Genomic DNA, 25,407 nt, shown 5'->3' with positions numbered 1-25,407 from the left:
GGCCCCTCGAACAGAGTGGTGCGGCGCACAAAGGGCTGCGCCGCACGTGTTCAGCCTACAGCATCAGCCGGTCGATTTGCACCCTTGGGAGTGCTTCGTCGCCGCGTCTTTGGTGGCGCTCGGGTCTTGTCCGCCGGTCTCCGCGGGACTTGCGGCCCGCTTGTTGCCGCAACAGCATCCCGACGACTCCGTCTTCTTGTCAGGCGCCTCGTTCTGTTTGGCTCGGCTCGTCATGAATACCTCCATTGGTGGCTCCCCCCTGAGGGGATATGGTTCATGACGCACTGGCGGCATGAAACTTACAGTCCGGAACCGGAACCTGGGAAACCTGTCGAACCAGCCCTGACCGGCGGGGTCAGACTGGAGGATGCCGAAGAATTCCATCTTGATGGCATCGTATAGCGCCTGCGGCAGGGAATCCTCTCGGCGCGCTGATAATCGTTGCTCGGGATGGCCTCGACCAGCTTTCATTGTTGGCGCTGGCGAACGCGGCGCCGGCATTCACACGATTCTTCTCTTCCTTCGACTTCGTCAGTGGCGCACGGCCGCTTCTGCAAGCGCGGCACCGATCATCGCCTTTGCTTCGCTCTCGATCTGATCGAGATGGTCGAGGCTCCGGAAGCTTTCCGCGTAGATCTTGTAGATATCCTCCGTTCCCGAAGGCCGCGCCGCGAACCAGCCGTTCGCGCTTCGTACGCGCACGCCGCCCAAGGGAGCGCCGCTCGATGGCGCGGCGCTTTCGATGGCGATCACGGCTTCGCCAGCCAATTGTCCAGCCTCGAAACTGTGCGGCGTCAGCTGCCTGAGCTGCTCTTTCTCGCGTCTCGTCGCCGGAGCGTCGGTACGCCGGTAGAACGGCTTTCCAATCGTGGCGGTCACCTCGGCGTAGAGCGCAGTGGGATCGCGGCCCGTCTTCGCCATGATCTCCGCAGCAAGCAGGCCGAGCGCGATTCCATCCTTGTCGGTTGTCCATACCGAGCTGTTCTTGCGCAGCAGGGTCGCTCCGGCGCTTTCCTCACCCGCAAAGCCGAGCTTGCCTTCGAGCATGGCGTCGACGAACCATCTGAACCCGACCGGCGTCTCGACCAGACGGCGATCGAGATGCGCGGCAAGCCGATCGATAAGCGCGCTCGTTACCATCGTTTTTCCGATCCCGGCGTCGCGCGGCCACTGAGGCCGGTTCATGAACAGATAGGCAACGCAAGCGGCGAGATAGTCGTTCGGAGGCATCAACCCCTGCGAGGCTGTAACAATACCGTGCCGATCGGCATCCGGATCGTTGCCCACGGATATGTCGAATCGGTCCTTGAGGTCGAGTAGCTGCGCCATCGCATAGGGCGAAGAGCAATCCATTCTGATGCGGCCATCGCGATCGGCGGGCATGAACCCGAAGCTCGGATCGACGGTGTCGCTGACCAGGCAAGCATCGAGCCGGTAGCGCTCGATGATGGCAGGCCAGTAGTCGACCGAGCTGCCGCCGAGGGGGTCGATGCCAATTCGCAGGCTCGAGGCGCTGATCGCCTCGAAGTCGAGGACGTTGGCAAGATCGTCGACATAGGCCGAACGGAAATCCTGCCGTGACAATGCGGATGAACGATAGGCCCGGTCATAGGACATGCGGCGCACGCCGCCTAGCCTGGCGTCGAGTAGCGCGTTGGCGAGGCGCTCGATACTGCCGGCCACTTCCGGCTCCGAGGGTCCGCCATGCGGCGGATTGTACTTGAAGCCGCCATCCTCCGGCGGATTGTGTGAAGGAGTTATCACGACGCCATCGGCAAGGCCGCTCGTGCGTCCGCGATTGTAAGAGAGAATCGCGTGAGAGATGACTGGCGTCGGCGTAAAGCCGTCGCGCGCGTCGGTCACGACGGCCACCTCATTCGCTGCGAATACCTCGATTGCTGTCCTTGCCGCCGGTCCCGACAATGCGTGCGTGTCGACCCCCAGGAACAAAGGACCGTCTATGCCGGTCCTTGCACGGTGAAGGCAGACCGCTTGGGCAATCGCCAGAATATGCGCCTCGTTGAACCTGCATTCGAGCGCCGAGCCGCGGTGGCCGGAAGTGCCGAACGTGACACGCTGGCCGGCGTTGCCAGGATCAGGGGCTAGGTCATGATAAGCACGGATCAGTCCCTCGACATCGACGAGCTGCGATGGATCGAGCCGTTTGCCTGCGTCGGGATGCGCGTCAGTCATGCTCCATCATCCTCCGGAATCGATGCTTCGCCCGGATCTTGGTTCAACCGGCCGGATTTGGCTATCCAGTTGGCGACGCCTGGTCTTGTCTGCATGCGCGCGTCGTTTCGGGATCAAGGGAAATGACATCCGCAAGGACGTGGTGTTGCACGAGTTCTTACAGCGAAGCCTCACGTTCTTTCGGCAAAAGCCATGATGCGCCACCCTGCGGCTATATATTCGGCCATTAGCACTCATGGCGGACGTCAGCCAATCGTCAGAAAAAGGGCTCCCCCGGCTGTGATGAGCGCCACCGCGCTTCCTGCGCCCACGATGAGTCCATGCTTCGGCGAACCCGTCAGTGCGCCCAATAGGGATTTGGTCAATGTATTCGCCGTGACCGCCAAGCCGATGCCGATCGCGGCAATCTGCGGATCGAGCGCCCCTTTGGACAATTGGGACAAGGACAGACTGATCGCATCGACATCGGCCAATCCGGAAATCGCAGACAGCCCGAATACGCCGGCGGGACCGGAGAACTGCGCCGCAAGTTTCGAGACCAGCATGACCCCGGCAATGAGTCCGGCAAGCTTCAAGGCCGTGCCCAGTTCCAGCGGGCTGGTCATGGCAATTTGCGGCCGCTCCATGTTGCGCTTGCCGGCGCGTAAAATAAAGATGGCGCCCAGGATCAAGATGACAGAGCCCGAAATCGCCAGCGGCAGCATGATGAGGCCGAGCAGCGACGGATTGGCGATTCCGACGACGACGATCACACGCGCCATCATGACGGCACAGCTCATCAGCGTAGCGCCCGAAAGGAGCCAGCAGGCGTCCGGATGGGCCCTTGCCATCTTCGCGAAAGTCAAAGCGGCAGCGGTCGATGACGCCAGGCCGCCGGCGAGCGCGGATACGATCAGGCCGGCTCGCTCGCCGAAGATGCGGATCGCGAAATAGCCAAGAAAGGAAACGGCGGCGAGGAGGATCGTGAAACGCCAAATCTCGGTCGGATTGATCGCGTTCCATGGATCGATCGCCTTGTCGGGCAAAATGGGCGCAATGAGAGCGGTCATCACGACGAGAATGACGAATGCACGAATCTCCGGCCAGGTGAGCATTTTCAGCCACGCATGAAGGGGCTGCTTGAATGCGAGCATGGCCGTCGCCGCCGCTGCCGATGCAATTGCCACCGACATCTCGCCCAGAACTGCATAGGCTCCGAGCAGGAACGCCAGGAGTCCGGCAACAGTGCCGGTAACACTGAAGCCTTGTTCGGTTCGCGCTTCTAGATATTGGAAAGCGGCCGTGATCAGTCCGAATGTCAGGAATGCAAAGCTGAGAAAAATCGCTCCTGCGGTGGACGCGACAAGAGCACCGATACCTCCGAGCAAGCCGGAAAGACCATAGGTTCTGAGACCGGCCGCGCGCTTTCCTTCAGGTACTTCGCGAAGGCTCCAGCCGCGTTCGAGACCAAAGAGCAGACCGATTGCCAGCGCGATGGCAAGGCGTTCAAACTGGCTATCGATGGGCATACCGCGAACCCTTGTCTCAACAACATTGCCGTCAACCGATCAGCCTCCGCTGGTCAGACAAAGAGCAATCTCAAGTTGCAGGACGTAGGCGAAGCGGCGGCCTTACAGAAGGTTCGGCCACGTTCCGCACATCAGCGGTATCGGCGGAGCTGCGGGATCGAGGGCTCGCAGCGGGCGAAGACTTGTTTCTCGGAATGTCGGCGTGTTTGTGCTCCGGATCACCAACAGGCAAATCGATGTACGAAGTCGGTTGAACGAGCTTTTGATCGTTCGTGACTTTGTCGACTCGCTGGAGGTTAATTCGTTGGGGGACTGGGCACCGCACTGTTCAGCTGCTCCCGCCTGGTAGATGCGGCAGCGAACATTGCAGCGTCGAATCGCAAGGCTCCCATGCCGATTTCATCTATCCACGTGATCTGACGCCCCCTCGCGAACTGTAAGCCGCGTGCGACCCGCGCGTCATGATTATGTTCGCGAGGCGTGCTCGCTCAGCCTGGATGGGAGCAGACATTATGCCGAGACTGACTGATTCCGGAGTTTGCGTTGGGATTGCCCTGCTCATGGCAAGCCTTGCTCATGTCCCCGAGGCGCGGTCACATGCCATCGCAGATGCCGGTTGGAGCACGGCCATGGTAAGTAGTAATCTTGCTGATAGCTCCGCCGCACAGGCCCAGCCCGATCTCGAGATCGCCTATTCGGACTTCATCGATCGCATCGACAGGAACGATGTTCGCGAGGTCGTGATCTCCGACAGCATGGTCAAGGGTGTGCTGGCTGGCGGAAAGCGTTTCCAAACGACCGCCCCGCAGGACGCCGGCCTCATACCGCGGCTGCTCGATCACCGCGTAAGAATAACTGCCGCGCAGAGCAAGACCGGACCGACCTCAGCGGGCTGGTTGTGGTTGTTCATTCTGCTTCTTCTTCCGCTCGTGGCGATTGCGGGTTTCGTGATCTGGTCCCAGAAGCGTCAGGCCAAGAGCGGAGGCGGGGCGTTCGGCATCCGACAATCCCAAGCGAAGCAGGTCGAAACCGATGCGCCGCCCGTGACTTTCAAGGACGTTGCCGGCATCGATGAGGCGGAGTTCGAGTTGAGCGAAATCGTCGAGTTTCTGAAGCGACCGGAGAGATTCCAGCGGCTTGGTGGAAAGATACCCAAAGGTTGCTTGCTTAGCGGGCCACCTGGGACTGGAAAGACCCTGCTCGCACGGGCTATGGCCGGAGAGGCGGGCGTGCCCTTCTTCTCGATGTCCGGCTCTGCGTTCGTTGAAATGTTCGTGGGCGTTGGAGCGCGCCGCGTGCGGGATTTGTTCGCCCAGGCGAAAAAGAACGCACCTTGCGTCGTCTTTATCGACGAGATCGATGCTGTCGGACGACACCGAAGCGCAGGCGTGGGGGGCGGTAACGACGAGCGCGATCAGACGCTCAATCAGCTGCTTGTCGAAATGGACGGATTTGCCGGCGACCAGGGCGTCATTGTCGTCGCCGCCACAAACCGCCCGGACGTCCTGGATCCGGCATTGCTGCGGCCCGGGCGCTTCGACCGCCAGGTGGTGGTGCCCGCTCCTGACGTCGGGGGGCGCGAAAAAATTCTGCGTGTGCACTTGCGGCACGTTCCTCTGGCGCCGGATGTGGACGCGCGGGTCATGGCGCGGGCGACCCCGGGCTTTTCCGGAGCGGACCTTGCCAACCTGGTCAACGAAGCCGCGCTGCTCGCGGCCCGATCCGGCGCTGAACGCGTCTCTACAGCCGAACTGGAGGCGGCGCGGGACAAGGTCCTGCTTGGCGCCGAGCGACGCTCCCTGGCGATGACCGCCGATGAAATACTCACGACAGCCTATCACGAGGCAGGACACGCCTTGGTCGCTCTGCATGTCCCCGGCCATGATCCGCTGTACAAGGTGACGATCATTCCGCGCGGTCGTGCCCTTGGCGTCACGATGTCGTTGCCGGAGCGCGACCGTTACGGCCTTGCTCGCGTGGAACTGGAGGCGAAGATTGCCATGATGTTCGGCGGGCGCGTCGCGGAAGAACTCACCTTTGGGAAGGACAGGATTACCACGGGCGCCAGTGACGACATCCGCCAGGCCACCGTCCTTGCGCGGCGCATGGTCACCGAGTTCGGTTTCAGCGACCGGCTCGGCCCGCTGCGCTACGGCGACGGCGACCAGGACACCTTCCTCGGCCACGGCGGCAGTGCTCGGCTCAATGTTTCGGAAACCACCGCCAATATCATCGATGAGGAAATTCGGCGCATCATCGAAGAGGGCGAATCGAGGGCGCGCAAACTGCTCACCGAACGCCAGGACGAGCTTCAATGCCTGGCAGAAGCTCTCATGGAGCATGAAACTCTGTCGGGCGAGGAAATCCGCGCGCTTCTGGCAATTCCGGTAGCCGGCGGCAGATCCGAAAAGGTCGGAATTCTTGAAGCGCGCGAAAGCGCCGTCCCCGAGATGCCATCGGTGCACTAGCGTCAGGTCTGCGATTTCGATACCGCTCAAGTGGCCCGCCCAGGATTGCTTCAACCCGCCGTTCGATCTCGCACAGTCCTCGTTTCGAAATCCTTCGGTACTGGCTCGAGTTCACGCCGGCCAATGCGTCGAATATTGCACGCGTGAGCGTGAAATTGTGTGCTGATTTCAGCTCGAGGTCCGGGTGGAGGATGTGGCCTGGGGCCAGCTCGCGCGTATGTCCTCGGGCAGGCAGCTTCGTATGTCCTCGATCTCGCCACTTGAAACATGGCGCCCGACGACTGCGAGTGCAGCCTCGACGGCACGTCTCGGATGACGCAGCTTCGTCGGTGCGATGGCGGCCATTACCGCCTCCACAAACTCGATCATCGAGTGGAGACGCGTTGGATGAGACTGAAAGCGCCACCCTTCATAATAGATCCCGCGGATCAGGTTTGGCAGCTGCCCGCCGAATTGGATGGCCTCGGCAGGAGGCAGGCGGTCGCGTAAGACGTGAAGGACGGCGCGCAGCAATGCATAAGTATGTGCCTGATCCACGTCGCCAAGCTCCGCGTCCAGATCCCCTAGCCAGAGGCGAGCCTGGTGAACCGCATGATCAATATGCCGTGATCCTGTGGTCATTCTTCAAATCCTTCAAATGAGTAGTTCGCGGCAATCGAGCGGAAACTCGCGTGATTGCCGGATCAATCTCATCCATGACAACCCTTATGCCATACAGCCGACGTGGCTCTATTCGATGGAGGCCGCCACCCAGCGCTTCGCCCTGAGCATCGGACACAGATCAACTCGCCGACACGGCATTGAGCGCTGGCTCAGTTTGCTGGCCCGCCATCGGGGCCACCATCAGCTCCTTCTTGAGATGTTCGAGTTCTGCGGATCCGAGCGTCTCATGGGCGAGCAGGTCTTTCGCGCTCCTTTCCAGCAAGGCCTGGTTGCGCGTGAGGACGCCCCGGGCGGTTGTGAAGGCATCGTCGATCAGCTTTCTGACGGCCTCGTCGATGGCCTCCGCGGTGCCGTCGCCATAGGTTTTCGGCCGCCAGAGCGGCGTCTGGCCGACAAGGAAGCTTCCGGTCTCCGGCTCATAGGCGACCTGGCCCAGTTCAGGCGTCATACCGAAACGCACCACCATGCTGCGGGCGATGTCGGTCGCACGCTGCAAGTCATCGGCGGCCCCTGTGGACACGTCCTGATAGATGAGATCCTCTGCCGCTCTTCCGCCAAGTAAAGCCGCCATGCGGTTCATGAGTTCACTGCGGCTGGCGAGGAACCGATCCTCCATGGGCCGCTGCAGCGTATAGCCGAGCGCGGCGATACCGCGTGGAATGATCGAGACCTTCTGGACGGGGTCGGTGCCCGGCAGGCTCATTGCGACAAGCGCGTGCCCCATCTCATGATGTGCGACAGTCTCACGCTCGCGTGGACTGAGCACCCGGCTCTTCTTTTCAATGCCGGCGACCAAACGTTCAAAGGCTTGCGTGAAATCCTCAAGGGTCGTCGCTTCCGCGCCGCGTCTGGTGGCGATGACCGCCGCCTCGTTGACGAGATTGGCAAGATCGGCGCCAGTAAAGCCCGGTGTGAGGCCCGCAACGGTGTCGATGTCGAGATCGGATTCAACGCGAATCCGCATCATGTGCACGCGAAGAATTTCAACGCGTCCCTTGCGGTCCGGACGATCGACCAGCACCTGACGGTCGAACCGGCCCGCACGAAGCAGTGCCGGATCGAGAACTTCAGGGCGGTTGGTTGCCGCAAGAACAATGATTCCGGCGCTCGGGTCGAAGCCGTCCATCTCGGCGAGAAGCTGATTGAGTGTCTGTTCCTTCTCTTCATGCCCTCCACCAGGCAGGTCGATCCCCCGTGCCCGGCCGAGCGCGTCGAGCTCGTCGATGAACAGGATCGCCGGGGCCTGCTTGCGTGCTTGCTCGAAAAGGTCGCGCACGCGCGCCGCGCCCACGCCCACGAACATTTCAACGAATTCCGAGCCTGTGATCGAGAAGAAGGGGACATGCGCTTCGCCGGCGACGGCACGCGCGAGCAGGGTCTTGCCGGTGCCCGGCGGTCCGACGAGCAGAACGCCCTTGGGAATGCGGGCACCGAGGCGGCCATACTTCTCGGGATCGCGCAGGAATCCGATGATTTCGGACAACTCCTGCTTGGCTTCGTCGACGCCGGCCACATCGGCGAACGTGGCTTTGACATTCTCTTCCGAATAGACCTTGGCACGGCTGCGGCCAATTCCCATCAAGCCGCCATGGCCTCCCGACGCCATTGGACGCAGCAGGAACATCCACGCCAGGATCAACAGCGCCGTGGGCAGAATCCACGAAAGCAGGTTCGACAGAAATCCAGGCGGCTCTTCGCCTCGATAGGTGATACCGCGCTTCTGGAGCTCGTCGGCGATCGCAGGATCGACTCGGATCGTGGAGAAATGCTGTGTCTCGGCTGCGCCCTTGCCTTTGCCGTTGGCCTCTTGACCAGCGGCCTTGTACGCGCCGGTTATCGTCGTCGGGCCCACAACGACGTCGGTGATCGCGTTTTTCTCGACGAGCGCTTGGAATTCGCTGAACGGGATTGTCTTCAGGTGGCCAGAACTCGTCCAGTAATTCTGCAGGATCACGAGCAGCAAAAATGCCACGATGATGTACACGATATCGAGCTGCGACAAGCCTTTCCGTTTTCTGTCCCCCTGTTCCATGTTCCGGTCCTTTTCCAAGAGAAGTTACCTGCGCCAGGAGGCCAGAAAATTGTACAGTGGTCCGAAAACAAGAGCGACATACCAGCCCCAGGCGAAGCTTTCGCCGAAACCCAGGAAGAAGGTGCGCCAGCTCAGGAGCTCGAATCCGGGCAAAAAGATCGCGAGCGCCGAATGATTGATCAAGCTTCCGGGGAATAACAGATAGCCGATTACGCAGAGCACGTAGGAGAAGACAAGGAACAGGCTGAGGGCGAAGCCGAAGGCGAAAACCGGGATCAAGGCCGGACCGGGCCGTCGAGCATCATGCGCCATGGTGATGCGCTCCTTGAACTGTCCTTGCGGGCGCTTCGCCAGCAAATTCCTGCGGTGCGGCTTCGAACTTATCCCGGCAGTCCGCCGAGCAGAAATAATAGGCCTTGCCCCGATAAATGCTGCTCTTTGCTCCAGGCGTAGCGACCGTCATCCCGCACACCGGATCAATCGCCGTTCCCGGCTCCTGCAGTCTGTCGCCCGATCCTTCATGAGAGCCATGATGGCCATGACCTCCGTGCCCCATGATATGGGCGCCACACCCGAACCGCATCAAAACGAAGAACAGGGCTGCCCAGAAGAGCAGTTAGAGGGTTGTGGTCATCGCTATCTCCGCATTTTTCCGCTCATTGGCATCTGCTGCATCATGCCTTGCGGGCTAAGCAGGGTGTCGGCCTTTTGTTTCTGCTCGGGGGACAACCCCGCATAGAGTCTTTCGAGCGCGGGACGCAGCGTGCGAATGTTGTCGCGCATGGCTTCGAGCATATGCTCGTGACGGTCTAGCCGTGCGATCGGCGATATGGTTGCGTTCCCTTGATGCCCCGCCATCATCGAGGCGCGCATATTATCCATATTGGCGGCGACACCGCGCAGCGCGCTGGCATAGGCGTCCCAGGCTTGCGACTGGGCGGACGTGATGCTGAGCTCGCTCCGGATCGCACCCAGACGCTGCTCGACATGGGCGGCCATGTTCATGCCTTCACCCATCATGCCGCACATTGGCATGCCATCCATCATTTGGCCCTTCATCGGCATTTCCTTGCCAGCCATGCCCTTCATGGTGTCTGGCTGGGCGGGCGGCTGAGTGGAAGGCTGTGGCGTGGCCGCCGGCGCGTCGGTCGGATGGTGCCCGGAATGCGTATCCTGGGCGTGCACCACGGCAGGCGACGCGGCCAACATAGCCAACGCCATGGCGCCAATGCCCACTTGTCCGAATCCGTTCATAGATGGTCTCCTTGCAGTCGTCTTGCGTCGCTCATCCGACGTTTCATGGGGTCGGAGATTACAGTCGAACTTTCGATCGAACGCAAAATCAGGGCGCGTCCCTGAATCAGTTGTCCCGGCGCAGGGGCCAGTCGCCTATACGCAGCCTTCCTGAGACAAGATCGGCACTTGCGGTCGAGAGGCCGAACAGTTCATTCTCGACGATCGCCGCGATAGCGTCCCGATAGTCCTCGCAGTTGGCGCCATGCGTTGGTCGGAGGCGTACGGTTGCCGTTTGAGGTTCGCTGAGGGCCCCACCGATGCCGCTGACGAGCAAGCAATGCGCTTCGCCAACTCCGTCCAGTCGCGCGACCCGCTCGGCAATGAGGCCGGCGGCGATATTGTACAGCTTGCCAACATGCGAGATGGCGTTCTTGCCGGGAACCGATTCCATTGTCATCGGCCGGAAGGGCGTGATCAGTCCATTCACGCGATTGCCGCGCCCGGCCTGCCCGTCGTCACCACTTTCCGCCGATGTGCCGAGAACCGTGAGGTAAAGGCTCATGGCGTCCGGGTCGTCGGCGGTGTTGACCGCGACAACGGCGGGCAGCTGATGATCTTCGGCGATCTGGCCGACGGTGGCGGCGACCAACTTCTTTGCGCGCAAATAGGTGGGCAGGCCGTCAATGTAGCGATCGACGAAGGCGCAGGCGACGGTGAGGCGGACCTGTTCCCCGTGCCGCAATGCCATAATCTTGATGTCCCGGCCGATTTCCGGATGGCCTTGTGTGGCCATACGCCCGAGTTCATGCTCGGCGGCGAGCACGACCTTCTCGAGCCTGCTGAGTGGCGCATAGCCGACGCCGATCGATGTGTCGTTGGCAAGAGGCGAGGCATTGGTTGCACTGCGGTCGAAGAGCGCGCTCAAATCGCTCGAACCCGGACGGACGAGGCAGTGCGTCCGCAAGTGCGAAGCCGGTTCAAACAGTGGAATATGGTCACTAAACCATGCCTCCGCGACCTCACGAACGATATCCTCAAGCGGGATACCTTTCTCACCGCACTGGCTGATCGCACGTCCCGCCAGAAATATTTCCATCGGCTGCGTGATCCGCCCGCCGCCGAATGCGGGTTCGGAGCAGCCGCCCCAGAGCAGTGCCTTGTCGACGTTGTAGTGCAGAATGCGACCGAATGTGTCGAGGTAGCGGTGCGTGAGCTCCCGGCTCAGCGCTTCGGTCAGATGGTCGCAGATCGAATCGGGATGACCGGCGCCTTTGCGTTCGACGATCTCGACGGGGAGCAAGTCACCGCTGGGTTCGGTCAATGGCGTGAGATCGATCCGCATGATGTCACCTCGATGCGAGCTTTGTGGCCTCAAAAAACGCGCTCCAGATCCTGGTTGATCTGCCCCAGCCACAGATCCTTACGGGCTTGAGCGAGCCTGGCGCAACATGTCCTGTGCATGTCCATGCCCAATTGCGTACCGCGCCAGCGGGATCGTGTACCAGCGACCTGTAATCGTTCGACGCCCCATGCGTCCATCCCAACAGCGAATGCCGCGACTGGGTCGCCTCCTTCCAGCAATGGCGATCACGATTGGGGGACACAATGACGCGCACCGGATGTTTCGGACGAGGCGACATTCTTTTCAGTGAAGGTGACGCCGTTGAAGGCGTTCTGCACATCCGTAGCGGAAGCGTCGAAATTCTGCGCCGGCGGGACGGTGTGGAAATCGTTCTTGGAACTATCCATAGCGGCCAGGTCCTCGGCGAGATGAGCGTTGTTGAAAAACGAGCTCGGCGCAGCGCGACAGCGCGTGCCGTCACGGACGGCGAAGTCGAGTTCATCGGCTCGGCCGAATTCCTCGATCGTATCAGCCGCTCCCCCGAAAACGCGCGAACCTTGATTGAACGACTTTGCCATCGACTCCACGATCTGGAAGATCGCTTCGTCGAAGATGAGCAGAGGCTGCAGCTGCCAGCAGGCAGGAATAGTCTTGGCGAATCCCTTGTGGTGCAGAACGTCATGCTGGCGGCCGATCCCCGGGGTTTGCGCCGGCAGCTGCCTGATCCGCTGCGTGTTGACGCGGTTCCTTTCCTGGTCGGGAGGGCGGCTTTGCCGGGAGAACAGGCGCCGCCACGGGCATTGAACCTCGAGCTTGAGGACGAGGTTCCGCTGAGATTGTCTCGCAACCATTTCGCGATCATCCACCATGACGGGCGTTACCACGTCCGCGACCTTCGCAGCACGTTGGGAACGCTGGTCAATGGCCGGCCTATCGGCGAGCATTTCGGCTCGGATTTGGCACCGCTCGTCACAGGCGAAAATGAGGTTGTCGCGGGCGGAAAGGGTTCGCCCTTTGTGTTTTTCATCACCATTGTCGATGAGGGAAACGCGCGCCGATAAAGATCAGCGTCCGCCGACTGCTTGTGAAGAATTCGAAAGTGGTTTGGACTTCGAACCGGGGATCGCCAGATATAGGAACCAAATATTGAAATGGCCTCGTGCGATCAGGCCGTCGCCGCTTAAGTACTGCGGAGACGCCACCGCATTCGCGGGAACGAAGGCCCGGCGTTCAGTGGCTCTGGAGTTTTGCACCGCTGGACATGACGCCGAAGGAACGGAGTAGACGACCATGCCTGTATCAAGGCCGCTCGCCACGCCTGATGTGCATGAGGTGTTCAATCAGACACCAGCCCTGGATGTCGGCAACTGGTTTACCAGTGATCGGGCTTTGACTGAAGCGGTGAGAAGGGCGGGCGGCGCACAGCACGAAAGGCGGCTGTCACGCCTGGGCCGCCGGGCGGCGTCGGCCGAGGTGGTTGAGTGGGGCATATTAGCCAATCGCCATGTCCCGACCCTCGAAAATTACGATTCCCAGGGCCGCCGCATCGACGAAGTCGCGTTCCATCCGGCCTATCACCAGCTCATGGGCTTGGGACTTGGCAATGGCATCGCCGCGGCAGCTTGGGATGGCACGCCGCACGGCCATGTGCTTCACGCCGCCATGAGCTATCTTCTTGGTCAGGTGGATGCTGGCACGATCTGCCCGATGACGATGACCTACGCCGCAGTGCCGGTTCTGAGGAGGGAATCTGCAGTCTCCGAGGAATGGTTGCCGCGTATCCTCGCCGCCCGTTACGATCCGGCTTCACGGCCCGCCGCCGACAAGGCGAGCGTGACGATCGGCATGACGATGACCGAAAAACAGGGCGGTTCCGACCTGCGCGCCAATACCACTCGCGCCGAGCCGGTTGATCGCGCACGCCGGACGTTCTCGCTTACGGGACACAAATGGTTCTGCTCGGCACCGATGAGCGATGCTTTCCTGACCCTTGCCCAGACAGAGCGGGGACTGAGCTGTTTCCTCGTCCCGCGGTGGCTACCCGATGGCCGGCGCAACACAGGTTTCCGGATCGTGCGGCTCAAGGACAAGCTGGGCGACAGGTCCAATGCGACGGCGGAGATCGAATATGATCGGGCTTTCTCCTGGCGCATCGGAGAGGAAGGTCGCGGCATTGCCACGATACTCGAGGCGGTGCAGCACACGCGCCTCGACTGTGTCGTCGGATCGGCCGCTGGCATGCGTGGTGCGCTTGTGCAGGCACTCTGGCACACGCAGCACCGCCAATGTTTTGGGCGCCGTCTTGCCGATCATCCGGCCATGGCGGCGGTGCTCGCTGATCTCGCGGTAGAAAGCGAGGCCGCGACCGCGCTCGCCGTTCGGATCGCCGCGGCGCTCGACGCCGGTGATCCGCTGACACGGCTGCTCACGCCCGTCGCCAAATACTGGATCTGCAAACGTTTGCCAGGCTTTGCCGCGGAGGCGATGGAGTGCCTGGGGGGCAATGGCTATGTCGAAACCAGCCCCATGCCTCGCCATTTTCGCCAATCCCCCGTCAATGCGATCTGGGAAGGCTCGGGCAACATTGTCGCGCTCGATGTGCTCCGAGTTCTGCAGCGTGAACCCGAGGCGGTAGAAGCGCTTCGAGCCTTTCTTGCGGAGCCCATCGGGCGAGAGGCGAATTATGACCAATGGCTGAACTGCATCGATCTTGACTGTTGCGAGGAAGCCCGCGCGAGAGAACTTGTGGAACGGCTTGCGCTCGCCGCGCAGGCGGCGATCCTTCTCCTGGCGCAAAGCCCCCTGGCACCGGTCTTCTGCAGGTCGAGGCTTGGTGCCATGGGATTCACCTACGGTGCTGCCCCCGGTTTGACCGACGCGCGGGCTGTCATAGAGCGTGCGATGCCCAAGTGCTCCGCACCGGGGCAGGGCGATGCATGAACGCCGCTCTCCACATCAGCGCCGGTCCCCCATGAAGCGAAGCAGGAACAGGAACAGGTTGATGAAATCGAGATAGAGCGTCAGCGCGCCCATGACGACAGCCTTGCCGCGAAATTCGCTGCCGCCCACTTCGAAATAGAGGCTCTTGAGCTTCTGGGTGTCGTAAGCCGTGAGACCCGCGAACAGCAGGACGCCGATGGCGCTCACGATCAGGTCCATCATGGATGAACGCAGGAACATGTTGACGAGCATGGCTATCAACAGGCCTACCAACCCCATGATCAGGAAAGTGCCGAAGCCCGACAAATCCTTCTTCGTAGTATAGCCCCACAGGCTGAGACCAGCGAAAGCTGCCGCGGACACAAAGAACGTGCGCGCGACACTTACGCCCGTATAAGCGAAAAGTACCGTCGACAGAGATACACCCATGAGGGCGGCGTAGACCCAGAACAGCGACTTGGCGGTCGACTCCGAAAGCCGGTTGATACCAAATCCGAGCACGAAGACGAGAATCAACGGAGCGAAAACCGCGATCCAACCTAGCAATGTGGGCGCTCCGCTGGCGGCGAAGAACACCGACCTCACGGCGACGTTGCTCGCGACCAGCAGCGCAACCACGCCGGAGAGCAGCACGCCACTGGTCATGTAATTGTAGATCGCCAGCATATAAGACCGCAGGCCGGCGTCGAAGACGGCTGTTGGCGCTCCCATTCCAGCACGAGCGGTCGGAGGTGGGGCTGGTCTGAAGCGATCTGCCATTTCTCAATCTCCTTTATTCCTTGATGACCCGCCGCCGGCATCGGCGAAACTAACCGAAAAGACGTTCGGATATGCCCCAAATTACAGTTCGGCGGCGTTTGGCCTGCCCGATGCGACGTCGCGTTGACAGCGTGTTCCCAAATCGATCAGCGTGGCTTCGAACAGGCGGCGAAGCCAGGCTTGGACCGCCTTGGCATCGCGCAATTGTTCGAAGTGCTCCAGGGCCTTGAGCGCGAATGCCTGCATTACGTCGTCGGCCACAATCTCGTCGCGCAATCGCCGTGTCGCCATGGACCGGTAGCGTTGGTAGCAATAGGCCAGTTCGGTGCGCACGAGGCGGCGCTTCGTTTCACCTGCATCGTCCCCGAAGGAGGAGGGCCTATTCTCGGCGTCAATTGCGCTATCGGTATATGTGTCAAACATGGTTATCGCTTCCATCACGCATTTTGGGACAAGAGACGCGCTCCAGTAAGGGAAATGGTCAACCGGTAGCGTGGCTCAGGGCCACGGCCGCTTCGATCTCGTTGAGAAGGAATGGTCCGTCGAACGGCGTGTCCTTGGGGATGCGCTGGAGCAAGCGGCCCGGATCCGCGGTGATCATCAGGATGGGTATGCTGCGTTGCTTCGCAATGCGCCGGGCAGCGCTCAAGGCTGAACCCGCCTCAACCGAATCACCGACGACCACGAGGTCGGGCTCGCGTCGCGCCGCTGCCGCAACGGCCAGCTCTTCGGTCCATGTCTGATCGAATGAACGGAAGCCGAGAGACGAGAGTCGATCCTGGATCGCGCGGCTGACGATCATGTTGTCGTCGATGATGAGCGCATGAGACATGAGTCTTTCTCTCGATTGCCAGAATGTTCTTTTGGCTGTGACCGGAGCGGCGGGCATTAGGGGCGGTTACGTAATTGTGTCCTTCACCAAGCCGTGGGCAATGCCCGGGTTCGCTGCCCATCCAGTGTGCCGGCGCTTCGAAGACCTTGGGCGGGCGCAACCTCCCAGCCCATGCGCAAAGTCGCGAGCCAAATAAACTTAGCCAAAGAGCTTCACCCCGATGTGGATTGCATAGCCAAGAGCGGCTATAAATAGTATCGTTATCAGTATAGTCTTGATGTTATCTTTGAATCTCCCACTCATAATTTTCATCCTTTCCTATTGTCATGAATATTTTCAGAGCAAGAATTGCTTCGTGGGCTCCAGGTCCGTAAATCTTCTGCACGATCAAGGCGATGGAGCCCAAGGACGGCCGCGCATTGGACATCTTACTATGGCCCTCATCACTTCTGGGGTCGTTGAGAGTAGCCGTGTCGCAACGTCTCCTTCAGACTCAAGCCTCAACGGATGAAACTCATTTAAACATCGCAGGACCTTCCGCACGGTAAGCTCGAACTTCGATGGAACGCGCCTGCGTGCTTCAACTTCTTCAGAATGCGCGACACTCGCTCTTGCAACTTGGGAGCATGTTACGCACTCAGATTTTCGCGCTTCTCAGGCGCAGCGCGTTCGTGACGACCGAGATCGATGAAGCGCTCATGGCAAAGGCGGCGAATATCGGGCTGATCAGGATGCCGAAGAAGGGGTACAGCAAGCCCGCCGCCACCGGCACGCCGGCGGCGTTGTAGATCAGGGCGAAGAACAGGTTCTGGCGGATATTGCGCATGGTGGCGCGGGCCAGCCTACGCGCGCGGACAATCCCGTCGAGGTTGCCCTTCACCAGCGTGATGCCTGCACTTTCGATGGCGACGTCCGCTCCCGTTCCCATGGCGATGCCGACATCGGCCTGGGCAAGGGCTGGTGCATCGTTCACGCCGTCGCCGGCCATGGCGACCTTGCGCCCTTCGGCCTGAAGCTCCTGGATAATGCGCGCCTTGTCCTCGGGCAGCACGTCGGCGCGGATCTCGTCGATGCCGAGCCGGGCGGCCACCGCCCTGGCGGTGCGTTCATTGTCGCCCGTTGCCATGATGATGCGGAAGCCCAGCTTGTGGAGCGCTTCAAGCGCGGCGGGCGTCGTTTCCTTCACCGGGTCGGCGACGCTGACGAGGCCGGCAACGGCGCCGTCCAGCATCACGAACATCACTGTCTCACCCTGGTCGCGATGGGCATTGGCCTTCTCCGTCAGTTCGGCCGCTTCGAGGCCCAGATCGGTGACGAGCTTGAGGTTGCCGAGCGCGACATGCTTGCCGTCGACCACGCCTTTCACGCCCTTGCCTGTGACCGCCTCGAAGTCGCTTGCTTCGCCCAGTGCCACTCCGCGCTCCTCCGCGCCCGCGACGATCGCTTCGGCCAGAGGATGTTCGGAGCCCCTTTCAAGCGTTGCCGCCAGGCGCAGGACTTCGGCTTCATCGTGTCCCGGTTCGGGCAGGACGGAAACCAGCTCCGGCTTGCCCAAGGTCAGGGTTCCGGTCTTGTCGACCATCAGCGTATCGACCTTTTCGAACCGTTCCAGCGCTTCGGCATTCTTGATCAGCACCCCGACCTGCGCACCGCGCCCGGTAGCCGTCATGATCGACATCGGCGTGGCAAGGCCAAGTGCACAGGGGCAAGCAATGATCAGGACCGCGACGGCCGCGATGAGCGCGTAGGAGAGCGCCGGAGCCGGCCCCCAAAGCGCCCAGCCGATGAATGACAGGACCGCAATGCCGATGACCACCGGCACGAACCATCCTGAAACCTTGTCGGCATATTTCTGGATCGGCGCGCGCGAGCGCTGCGCATTGGCTACCATCTCGACGATCTGGGAAAGCATGGTGTCGGCGCCGACACGGGTTGCCTCGATAACGAGGCTGCCGGTTCCGTTGATGGTGGCGCCGGTCACAGGGTCGCCCGCGACCTTTTCCACCGGAACGGGTTCGCCGGTGATCATACTCTCATCGACCGAGGAACGACCGTCAGTGACGACGCCGTCGACCGGGACCTTGTCGCCGGGTCGCACCCGCAGGCGATCGCCGACCAGCACGTCTTCAAGCGGGATTTCCTCCTCGCGGCCATCCTCGCGGATCACCCGCGCGGTCTTGGCCGCAAGATCGAGCAGCGCGCGGATCGCCTTGCCGGTTCCCTCACGCGCGCGCAGTTCCATGACCTGGCCCAGCAGCACCAGCGTGACGATGACCGCCGCAGCCTCGAAATAGACACCGACATGGCCTTCGGCATCGCGAAAGCCATCGGGGAATATGCCCGGCGCCAGGACCGCGACGACGCTGAAGGCCCAGGCGGCGAAGACGCCCATGCCGATCAGCGAGAACATGTTGAGGTTCATCGTGCGAAAGGAATTCCAGCCGCGCACGAGGAATGGCCAGCCGCACCACAGGACGACGGGTGTGCCGAGCACCAGTTCGATCCAGAGTGTGTTGCGTTCCCCGAAGATATCCCTGACGCCGCCAAGGCCGAGGTACGGCCCCATGGTGAAGACCAGCAGCGGAAGCGTCAGCGCCGTGCCGATCCAGAATCGGCGCGTGAAGTCGACCAGTTCGGGATTGGGTCCTTCTTCGGCCATCGTAGCAGATTGGAGCTCCAGCCCCATGCCGCATATCGGGCAGGAACCGGGCTTGGTCTGCCGCACCTGCGGATGCATCGGGCAGGTATAGACCGTGCCGGAATATCCGGCCGGCACCGTGTCGTACCGCTTGTCGTCGGCTCCATCCCCGGCATCTGCGGAATGGGCATGGTGGCCATGGCAGCATGCGTGGGCGTCCTTCGCCTGCTCGCTACCTTCGGGCACGAGATGCATCCCGCATTTGGGGCAATCTCCCGGCCCCTCCTGCCGCACTTCGGGGTGCATCGGGCAAGTGTAGATCGTGTGATCGCTTGCCTCGTGGTGCTGGTGATGGGTGTGGTCGTTCATACAGGTCACCTTATGGTTCGTGCTGCGGCCCGCCTGATCGGTGGATTGCCGCCTTGCAGGTCGCGGGCAGCGTCAGCCAATACCTGCGCAAGTGATACCGCATTGCTGGCATGCGGAATGGAATCCGTCGTCACGACCCGTGCTGCACCTGCGGACAGGATGTCCGTGTGAGCATCGCCGGCAAACACCGCATGGATCACGACGCAGATGGGCGGCCTGGTTCCTGTTGCGAGTAGTCGCTGGATCGCCTGGATCAGCGTCCGTCCGGATGAGGCAATATCGTCCAGAATCACGGGCGTTCCGGCCAGTAGCGCCTCGCTGTGCGGTATGCTGACCTCGACACTGCGATCGCCGCTGCGGCGCTTTTCGAGCACTTCATAGGGCCGGTCCGCGAGCCGGGCGACTTCAGCTACCCATTGCCGGCTCTCGCTGTCGGGACCGAGCAGCACCGCATCGGGCACGTTTGCGGCAATCCAACCGGCCAGCAAGGGGGCGGTTTCGATCCGGCGTACCGGAATGTCGAACAGGTCTTCTAGCGATTGAATCCGGTGCAGATGCGGATCTGCCGTCACCAGCCAGTCGAAGCTCTCCTCCAGAAAGCCGGCGAATAGGGGAGCGCTGACCGCCTGACCTTCGGCAAATCGCCGGTCCTGGCGCATATAGGCGAGATAGGGCGCGATCAGTCCGACGCGGCGGGCACCCATTTCCCTGGCTGTCTCTGCTGCAAATCGCAGGGGCAGGGCCAGCGGATCGGGCTCACGCAGCGTAGCGAGAACGGCGACATCCTTGCCTGCAAGGTCGCCAGGCAAGGTCACGAGGCTCTCGCCATCCGGAAAGCGGTGGAGATCGAGTTCTCCCACCTGCGCTCCGGCTAGCGCGGCGATGGCTTCGCACAGGGGCATCATGCCGGGAAAGGCCAGGATACGGGTCACGGCGCCTCTCCGATCCGGAAGGGAGAAGCGCCCGACCGGGCATAGTCCTGCGCCCAGCCAAGCTCGCCTGGCGTTTCCGCGTGTATCTCGTAGAGCGGCTGGCCTGCCTCGATCACATCGCCCGGCCGTGCGAGCAGACGTACGCCGGCGTGCTTGCGGCCCGGAGCCCCGGCCAGTTTCGCGATCTTGGCGATGCGGCGGTTGTCGATCTCCCTGATCGCGCCGCCTACACCAGCCGTTTCGATGGATTGGTGAGGTGCGCTGCCCGGTTCGCGAAATCCGCCCTGGGCCTCGCAGATGGACAGGAATTTCGCTTCGGCAGCGCCGCTGTCGAGCAGGCTTCTTGCCATCTCGCGGCCATTTCCGCCGTTCGCTTCGGCCAGGTCGAGCAGGGCGCCCGCCAGGTCCAGCGCCCTTTCGCGCAGGTCCATCAGGGCATCATGGTCACGTCTCAGGACCGCAAGCAGGTCGTGGGCCTCAAGCGCCGGGCCGATACCGCGTCCCACCGGGGCCGATCCGTCACTGACATGGATCCGCAGCGTTAGGCCGATCGCCTGGCCGACGGCATGCAGACGCTCGGACAGGGTTCGCGCAGCCGCCTCCGTTCGGACCTTGGCGGTGGGTCCGACCGGCATGTCGATCAGCACATGGGTTGAACCCGCTGCCGCCTTCTTGGAGAGCACGCTGGCGACGAGCTGGCCGTCGCTGTCGAAATCGAGCGGCCGCTCGATCCGGATCAGCAAATCGTCGGCGGGGCTGAGATCGAGGCCACCGCCCCAGACGACGCAACCACCCTCACTTTCGACCACGCGGCGCATGGCGGCGATGTCGAGCGCGACCGGCGCCAGGACTTCCATCGTGTCGGCGGTGCCCGCTGGCGAGGTAATCGCGCGGCTCGAGGTTTTGGGTATGCGAAATCCCGCGGCAGCAAGGATGGCCACGACAATGGGGGTGGTCCGGTTGCCCGGCAGTCCGCCAACGCAATGCTTGTCGAGGACCAGCCCCGCACCCCAGTCAAGCGTCTTGCCCGCGCCGTGCATCGCCCGCGTGAGGGCGATCGTTTCGGCAATATCGAGCCGGTCACCGGCACAAGCCGTGATGAAAGCGGCAAGATCGAGATCGGACAGGCGGTGCGCCACCGTATCGCTGATGATGGCCTGGCATCCAGCCGCATCGAGGCGCTGGCCGTAGACCTTGGAACGGATCGCGGAAGCCGAGGCCGGCGGCTCCGGATGCGAGAAAATCGCATGCTTACCGATCTTCGCGCCAAGCGCTGCCCACGCGGCCTCACTGAGCGCCGCTGTATCGGGTGGCAGCCAGTCAGCATCGGTCACCACATTGAGCGCCGCAACGATCGACCGCTGGCCAAGAGCGATCTCTACTTGGGTGAGCGCCGAGAATCCCTCGGCCCGGCATAGGTGGCAATCCTCGCGCATGTAGACGACCGGCTGACGATAGGTGTCGATACCGGCCCGGATCAGGGGAATCGTGTGCACATCCAAGGTCATCTCGGCTTCCGGATGCTGACCCGCTCGAGATGTTCAGGTACACGCACATTCCATCCGAGCTCGTGGTCAATGCGGAAGCGCAGGGCATCGGCGCTGTCGGGTTCGCCATGGGTGACATAGGTCATTTCCGGAGACCTGGCCTGTCCCATCCAGCCCAGCAACTCGTTGGCGTCGGCATGACCCGATATGCCCTCAAGTTGAATCACTTCGGCGCGGATTTCGATCTCGCGCCCGAAGAGCCGCAAATGCCGCTCGCCTCGGGCGAGGACGGCCCCCCTCGTACCACCAGCCTGGAACCCGCTCAGTACGATCGCGTTCTTCGGATCGGGCCCGAAACTGACCAGATGGTGCAGGACCCGGCCGCCCGCGAGCATGCCGCTTGCGGAAATGATGATCATCGGCCCGTTGCGGCGGTTGAGCTCCTTCGATTCCTCGACCGTGCGCACGCGCTCGGCGAGATCGAACATGGCTTTGCAATCTTCCCAGCTGACGTGATGCTCATCGTGGTGGTTGTGGTAGATTGCGGTCGCGTCCACGCCCATCGGACTGTTGAGGTAGACCGGTATGTATGGGATCGCCTCTCGCGCTCGAAGCCGGGCGATCTGGAGCATTACGCCCTGGATACGGCCCACGGCGAAAGCGGGGATCACGATCGCCCCGCCGCGCCGTGCGACCCGATTGATAACCTCCGCCAGTTCGGCTTCGGGATCATTCTGCGGGTGAACGCGGTTGCCATAGGTGGATTCGGTCACGAGAATGTCGGCGCCTGGATATGGCCGCGGCCCGTGCATCAACGGGTCGGTTTCGCGTCCGACATCGCCGCTGAAGTGCACCGTGCGCCCGCCGACGGTCACCTGGATCTGCGCCGCGCCGAGCAGGTGCCCGGCGGGGATGAAGCGGGCTGAGATGCCGTCTCCGAGGTCAAGAACCCTGTCGAACGCGGTTTCCCGGAAATGGTCCAGCGCCGCGCGGGCATCCTCGAGTGTATAGAGTGGCTTCGGGTTCGCGTGCCTGGAATAACCCTTGCGCTTTGCATAGCGGGCCTCTTCCTCCTGCAGGTGCCCGCTGTCGGGAAGCAGGAGGCCGCAGAGTTCGGCGGTGGCCGGCGTGCAATGGATATGGCCCTGGAAGCCGTTTCGGACCAGCGCGGGCAGATAGCCGGAATGGTCGAGATGGGCGTGTGTGAGAAGGACACTGTCTATTGACTTTGGCGGAACGGGGAACGGATTCCAGTTGCGCAGCCTTAACTGCTTGTATCCCTGGAAGAGCCCGCAATCTACAAGAATGCGCCGACCGTTGGCCTCGATCAGATAGCGTGAGCCGGTGACCGTTCCTGTCGCGCCAAGGAAACTGAGCGAGGGTTCTTGAGCGGTATTCATATCAATCCTCTAGGTCAATAATCGTTCAGTGCGCTCGGCCTGGTCTGAACTCCGGGGCAAAACCAGGTTAGACCAAGGAAGCCGACAGCGGTCCAGTGAGCCGCTGTCGACGGATCCAGTAGCGAAGCCTGGCAAGGTCATCCGGCCCAAGCTTGTCTGTCAGAGGCTCTTGGCAGCCCGCACGCGAAATCTCACGCGCGCAAAACGAGCAGATCCCCCTAAAGATCAATGAGGCGATAAATCGCAACACGCTGTGCGCTCAGCCTCAAGACCGAAGGCTACTGCCGTGAGCCGGCTTGATCATCCCACTCTCCACTTGTCATATACACATAGGGGGTATAGTATCAGGGCAGATGGTTTTCAACAACCAGCTTTTGCCGGAATCCTTGGCTCCTCACAAAAAAGTTGGCGCGAGAGCAACAATGACCAACAAGTTCGCCCGAGAAATTGCCCGGATGCGCCGGATCGAAGGTCAGGCGCGCGGTATCATCCGGATGATGCAAGATGAGAGGTACTGTATCGACATCCTCCAGCAGCTTGCAGCAATGGAAGCGGCCTTGCGAGCGGCCAGGATGAAAGTTCTTAACATCCATGCGAAGACCTGCGTGGAAGAGGTCATAACCTCGCAAGACAAGGCGGAACAGTCCGAGAAACTGTCGGAGTTAATCGCCTTGTTCGAGAAGATGGGGCGCTGAGGCCGGCAACCCCAATTTGGCGGAGCTGCCGGCACATGGTTCGTTCACTTGGGTTGATGGCCTTGATGCTGCTGCTGCCCGCCCTCGCCTTGGTTCATCATCGAATGATTCATCTGGGAGTGGTCCATTGGTCCGGCGCCCTGCTGTTGCCCATTCATCATTTGGCAGGTCATCTTACCGTCCTTGCCCTTCATCATCATCCCCTGCATCTTCTGACCGCTGTGCATCATTTCGCACGTTTTCGGCGCCTCGGGCGCCTTGTCATGAGCAAGAGCCGGCGTGACCGCGAGGCCCAACAGACCGATTGCAGCAACTATTGTCTTCATCGTCATTCTCCTTGGTACTGGGACAATTGCGGGTCCCCTCAGGGATAGCTGGCAAAGACCCGCTTTCCGGCAGGGCCGAAGGCGATGACCTGGTAAGGCTGGGTGCGCCCGCCCATTTCCATGCCCGGCGATCCCACCGGCATTCCGGCGACCGCCAGCCCCTCGACCCCTGCGGGGCGCTCGCGCAGCAGGCGCGCAATATCGGCGGCCGGCACATGGCCTTCGATGACATATCCATCGACGATCATCGTGTGACACGAGCGAAGCTCTTCGGGGACGCCTTCGCGGTCTTTGACCGCACCCATGTCGGCGCTGTCCTGCACCGCCACGTCGGCATGCAGCCCGTCGCGGATATGTGCAGCCCAGGACTCGCAGCAACCGCAACTCGGATCGCGAAACATGGTATAGCTCGCTGCCTGTGCGACACCGCTGCATGCGGCAAGGAACATCGTTCCAAGCAGCGCAATTAGGCCCGTACGGGACGTTCCCGGATCAAATATCTTCATTTGTGTTCCATTCCTTCCATCGCGTGATTGGACATGGTCGACATGTCGTGGCCTGCGTGCGGATCGACTGGCTGTGCCTCCTGCGGCGCAGCTGGCTGGGTGGCTTTTGGCACTGAGCCTGCATCATCTTCCTGCGCACCGCTGTTTCGGCCAGGTCTGGGCTCAACCGGCGTTCGCAAAGGGACGTCAGCCGCCGCCGTCTCGGACTGTTCAGGTTCGCCGGGCTCCAGACTCTCTGCGATCGTCTCATTCTCGGGCGCTGCAGATTCCGAGAGCGCCGGGACGCTGTCCTGCGAAGCTTCCTCCGGCTTTCTATCACATCCAGCGAGCAAAAGGGCCGCTGCCGGCATCAGCCCAAAGAGAGCCGCGCGGGTCAGAATGAAACTCCGCATCGTGTTTACTCCAGACCAAGATGATTGGGGCCAAAGACCATCTCGCCGCCGAGATAACCCTGAACGACGAGGGCGACTGCAAGGATCGCGAGCGTGACGCGGAGGCCTGATCGCCGGTTCGAGCGGAATGCGAACCACGCAGCAAGGAACGCCACCCCCGCAACCGCCGAGCCGTTCCAGCGATGAATCCCAAGCGTTTGCGACCTGTCCGAAAGCCGCCAGCCCGCAGCAAACCAGCCAAGCAATGCGGCGACCAAGGCACCTATCGCGCCACCGGCAACAAGGAACCGCACGGTCGTCTCGAGACCAAGCGCAGGCCGCAGCGCCAGAAGGAGCTCGGCAAGGGCGGCCATGAGCAGCAGAGCGACCGGGAAATGCGCCGCGATTGGATGAAGCCGTCCAAGAAAGTCGCCTGTCGACGTCACCCGGTTCTCCGCAATCGCTGCCTCGAGCGCCTGCTCCGGCGTCTGCCGCTCGCCAACACCATCCGCGGATGGGTGCGCCTGCGCCATGAGCTCGGGATCGTGCATCGCGCCTGCCGCTTCTTCATGCTTGGCGGTTGCCTCGTGCATCTCCACCTGCACCATCTCGGCATCACTCATATCGTCCTTGTGCCCTTCGTGCGCCTGAGCGGTCGCAACCGCCGCTAATGCGAGAAGGGTGGCCAACATCGTCAATATTGCTTTCAT

General features: G+C 61.7%; 23 protein-coding genes. 4 read left to right on the top strand and 19 right to left on the bottom strand.

The features are described from left to right. Positions 1 to 531: 531 nt before the first annotated feature. A complete protein-coding gene (pgm, locus tag IEX64_RS06455; RefSeq protein ID WP_188818858.1) occupies positions 532 to 2,193 on the bottom strand; it encodes a phosphoglucomutase (alpha-D-glucose-1,6-bisphosphate-dependent) in 1,662 nt (553 codons plus the stop codon). Positions 2,194 to 2,438: 245 nt separating this feature from the next. Continuing rightward, positions 2,439 to 3,701: an MgtC/SapB family protein gene (locus tag IEX64_RS06450; RefSeq protein ID WP_188818857.1), complete on the bottom strand. Its 1,263-nt coding sequence runs from the start codon at positions 3,699 to 3,701 to the stop codon at positions 2,439 to 2,441. Positions 3,702 to 4,330: 629 nt separating this feature from the next. On the opposite strand from IEX64_RS06450, the gene ftsH (IEX64_RS06445) reads away from it, so the two are divergent. Then, entirely contained in the window at positions 4,331 to 6,169 is a 1,839-nt protein-coding gene (gene ftsH / locus IEX64_RS06445) for an ATP-dependent zinc metalloprotease FtsH (protein ID WP_373290130.1), read from the top strand. A gap of 168 nt (positions 6,170 to 6,337) precedes the next feature. Here the strand turns inward: ftsH (IEX64_RS06445) and IEX64_RS06440 are convergent, their stop codons facing one another. The 6 genes from IEX64_RS06440 to IEX64_RS06415 all read right to left on the bottom strand — a co-directional run bounded on the left by IEX64_RS06440 (position 6,338) and on the right by IEX64_RS06415 (position 11,514). After that, positions 6,338 to 6,790, bottom strand: a complete 453-nt coding sequence (locus IEX64_RS06440; RefSeq protein WP_188818856.1) for a DUF2267 domain-containing protein — start codon at positions 6,788 to 6,790, stop codon at positions 6,338 to 6,340. A gap of 160 nt (positions 6,791 to 6,950) precedes the next feature. After that, positions 6,951 to 8,864: an ATP-dependent zinc metalloprotease FtsH gene (gene ftsH, locus IEX64_RS06435; RefSeq protein ID WP_188818855.1), complete on the bottom strand. Its 1,914-nt coding sequence runs from the start codon at positions 8,862 to 8,864 to the stop codon at positions 6,951 to 6,953. A gap of 24 nt (positions 8,865 to 8,888) precedes the next feature. Then, the gene (locus IEX64_RS06430; protein WP_188818854.1) at positions 8,889 to 9,176 is read right to left on the bottom strand and encodes a DUF5676 family membrane protein; all 288 of its coding nucleotides are present in this window, start codon (positions 9,174 to 9,176) and stop codon (positions 8,889 to 8,891) included. Next, positions 9,166 to 9,420 (bottom strand): YHS domain-containing protein, encoded by a 255-nt coding sequence (locus IEX64_RS24700; protein ID WP_308422590.1) that lies wholly within the window; start codon positions 9,418 to 9,420, stop codon positions 9,166 to 9,168. Before IEX64_RS24700 ends, IEX64_RS06430 begins: the two co-directional genes overlap by 11 nt. A gap of 80 nt (positions 9,421 to 9,500) precedes the next feature. Beyond that, on the bottom strand, positions 9,501 to 10,118 hold the full coding sequence (locus IEX64_RS06420; protein WP_188818853.1) for a Spy/CpxP family protein refolding chaperone: 618 nt from the start codon (positions 10,116 to 10,118) through the stop codon (positions 9,501 to 9,503). 106 nt (positions 10,119 to 10,224) lie between these two features. After that, positions 10,225 to 11,514 (bottom strand): methionine adenosyltransferase, encoded by a 1,290-nt coding sequence (locus IEX64_RS06415; RefSeq protein ID WP_229710108.1) that lies wholly within the window; start codon positions 11,512 to 11,514, stop codon positions 10,225 to 10,227. 191 nt (positions 11,515 to 11,705) lie between these two features. Between IEX64_RS06415 and IEX64_RS06410 the strand changes: the two genes are divergently transcribed. Next, entirely contained in the window at positions 11,706 to 12,503 is a 798-nt protein-coding gene (locus tag IEX64_RS06410; RefSeq protein WP_188818852.1) for a cyclic nucleotide-binding domain-containing protein, read from the top strand. A 229-nt stretch (positions 12,504 to 12,732) separates the two neighbouring features. Continuing rightward, the gene (locus IEX64_RS06405) at positions 12,733 to 14,382 is read left to right on the top strand and encodes an acyl-CoA dehydrogenase family protein (protein ID WP_188818851.1); all 1,650 of its coding nucleotides are present in this window, start codon (positions 12,733 to 12,735) and stop codon (positions 14,380 to 14,382) included. Between the two features lie 15 nt (positions 14,383 to 14,397). On the opposite strand, the gene IEX64_RS06400 is transcribed toward IEX64_RS06405, so the two are convergent. The 7 genes from IEX64_RS06400 to IEX64_RS06370 form a co-directional block, all read right to left on the bottom strand. Beyond that, complete coding sequence (locus IEX64_RS06400) at positions 14,398 to 15,141, bottom strand: Bax inhibitor-1/YccA family protein (protein WP_041558970.1); 744 nt, start codon at positions 15,139 to 15,141, stop codon at positions 14,398 to 14,400. 81 nt (positions 15,142 to 15,222) lie between these two features. Continuing rightward, positions 15,223 to 15,474 (bottom strand): sigma factor, encoded by a 252-nt coding sequence (locus IEX64_RS06395; RefSeq protein WP_188818850.1) that lies wholly within the window; start codon positions 15,472 to 15,474, stop codon positions 15,223 to 15,225. A gap of 148 nt (positions 15,475 to 15,622) precedes the next feature. Next, the gene (locus tag IEX64_RS06390; RefSeq protein ID WP_188818849.1) at positions 15,623 to 15,973 is read right to left on the bottom strand and encodes a response regulator; all 351 of its coding nucleotides are present in this window, start codon (positions 15,971 to 15,973) and stop codon (positions 15,623 to 15,625) included. A 637-nt stretch (positions 15,974 to 16,610) separates the two neighbouring features. Beyond that, positions 16,611 to 18,980, bottom strand: a complete 2,370-nt coding sequence (locus tag IEX64_RS06385; protein ID WP_188818848.1) for a copper-transporting P-type ATPase — start codon at positions 18,978 to 18,980, stop codon at positions 16,611 to 16,613. A 5-nt stretch (positions 18,981 to 18,985) separates the two neighbouring features. Then, positions 18,986 to 19,912, bottom strand: coding sequence for a ribose-phosphate diphosphokinase (locus tag IEX64_RS06380; protein ID WP_188818847.1), 927 nt, complete (start codon positions 19,910 to 19,912; stop codon positions 18,986 to 18,988). Next, positions 19,909 to 21,420: a thymidine phosphorylase family protein gene (locus tag IEX64_RS06375; protein ID WP_188818846.1), complete on the bottom strand. Its 1,512-nt coding sequence runs from the start codon at positions 21,418 to 21,420 to the stop codon at positions 19,909 to 19,911. Before IEX64_RS06375 ends, IEX64_RS06380 begins: the two co-directional genes overlap by 4 nt. Further along, positions 21,417 to 22,799, bottom strand: coding sequence for an MBL fold metallo-hydrolase RNA specificity domain-containing protein (locus tag IEX64_RS06370; protein ID WP_188818845.1), 1,383 nt, complete (start codon positions 22,797 to 22,799; stop codon positions 21,417 to 21,419). The genes IEX64_RS06375 and IEX64_RS06370 overlap by 4 nt, the downstream gene beginning before the upstream one ends. 422 nt (positions 22,800 to 23,221) lie before the next feature. Between IEX64_RS06370 and IEX64_RS06365 the strand changes: the two genes are divergently transcribed. Next, positions 23,222 to 23,494: a metal-sensitive transcriptional regulator gene (locus IEX64_RS06365; RefSeq protein WP_098105898.1), complete on the top strand. Its 273-nt coding sequence runs from the start codon at positions 23,222 to 23,224 to the stop codon at positions 23,492 to 23,494. Positions 23,495 to 23,538: 44 nt separating this feature from the next. On the opposite strand, the gene IEX64_RS06360 is transcribed toward IEX64_RS06365, so the two are convergent. Genes IEX64_RS06360 through IEX64_RS06345 form a run of 4 tightly spaced genes read right to left on the bottom strand, consistent with a single transcriptional unit; the run spans position 23,539 to position 25,407 of the window. Further along, complete coding sequence (locus IEX64_RS06360; RefSeq protein ID WP_188818844.1) at positions 23,539 to 23,820, bottom strand: hypothetical protein; 282 nt, start codon at positions 23,818 to 23,820, stop codon at positions 23,539 to 23,541. A 38-nt stretch (positions 23,821 to 23,858) separates the two neighbouring features. Beyond that, positions 23,859 to 24,269: a DUF411 domain-containing protein gene (locus IEX64_RS06355; protein WP_229710133.1), complete on the bottom strand. Its 411-nt coding sequence runs from the start codon at positions 24,267 to 24,269 to the stop codon at positions 23,859 to 23,861. A 53-nt stretch (positions 24,270 to 24,322) separates the two neighbouring features. Continuing rightward, complete coding sequence (locus IEX64_RS06350; RefSeq protein ID WP_188818843.1) at positions 24,323 to 24,718, bottom strand: hypothetical protein; 396 nt, start codon at positions 24,716 to 24,718, stop codon at positions 24,323 to 24,325. Between the two features lie 5 nt (positions 24,719 to 24,723). After that, positions 24,724 to 25,407: a DUF2231 domain-containing protein gene (locus IEX64_RS06345; protein ID WP_188818842.1), complete on the bottom strand. Its 684-nt coding sequence runs from the start codon at positions 25,405 to 25,407 to the stop codon at positions 24,724 to 24,726.

It is taken from the genome of Novosphingobium indicum (assembly GCF_014645195.1).
Classification (GTDB): Bacteria; Pseudomonadota; Alphaproteobacteria; order Sphingomonadales; family Sphingomonadaceae; genus Novosphingobium; species Novosphingobium indicum.
The sequence above is the reverse complement of the archived record's forward strand: the minus strand, read 5'-3'. Positions and strand labels throughout refer to the sequence as shown.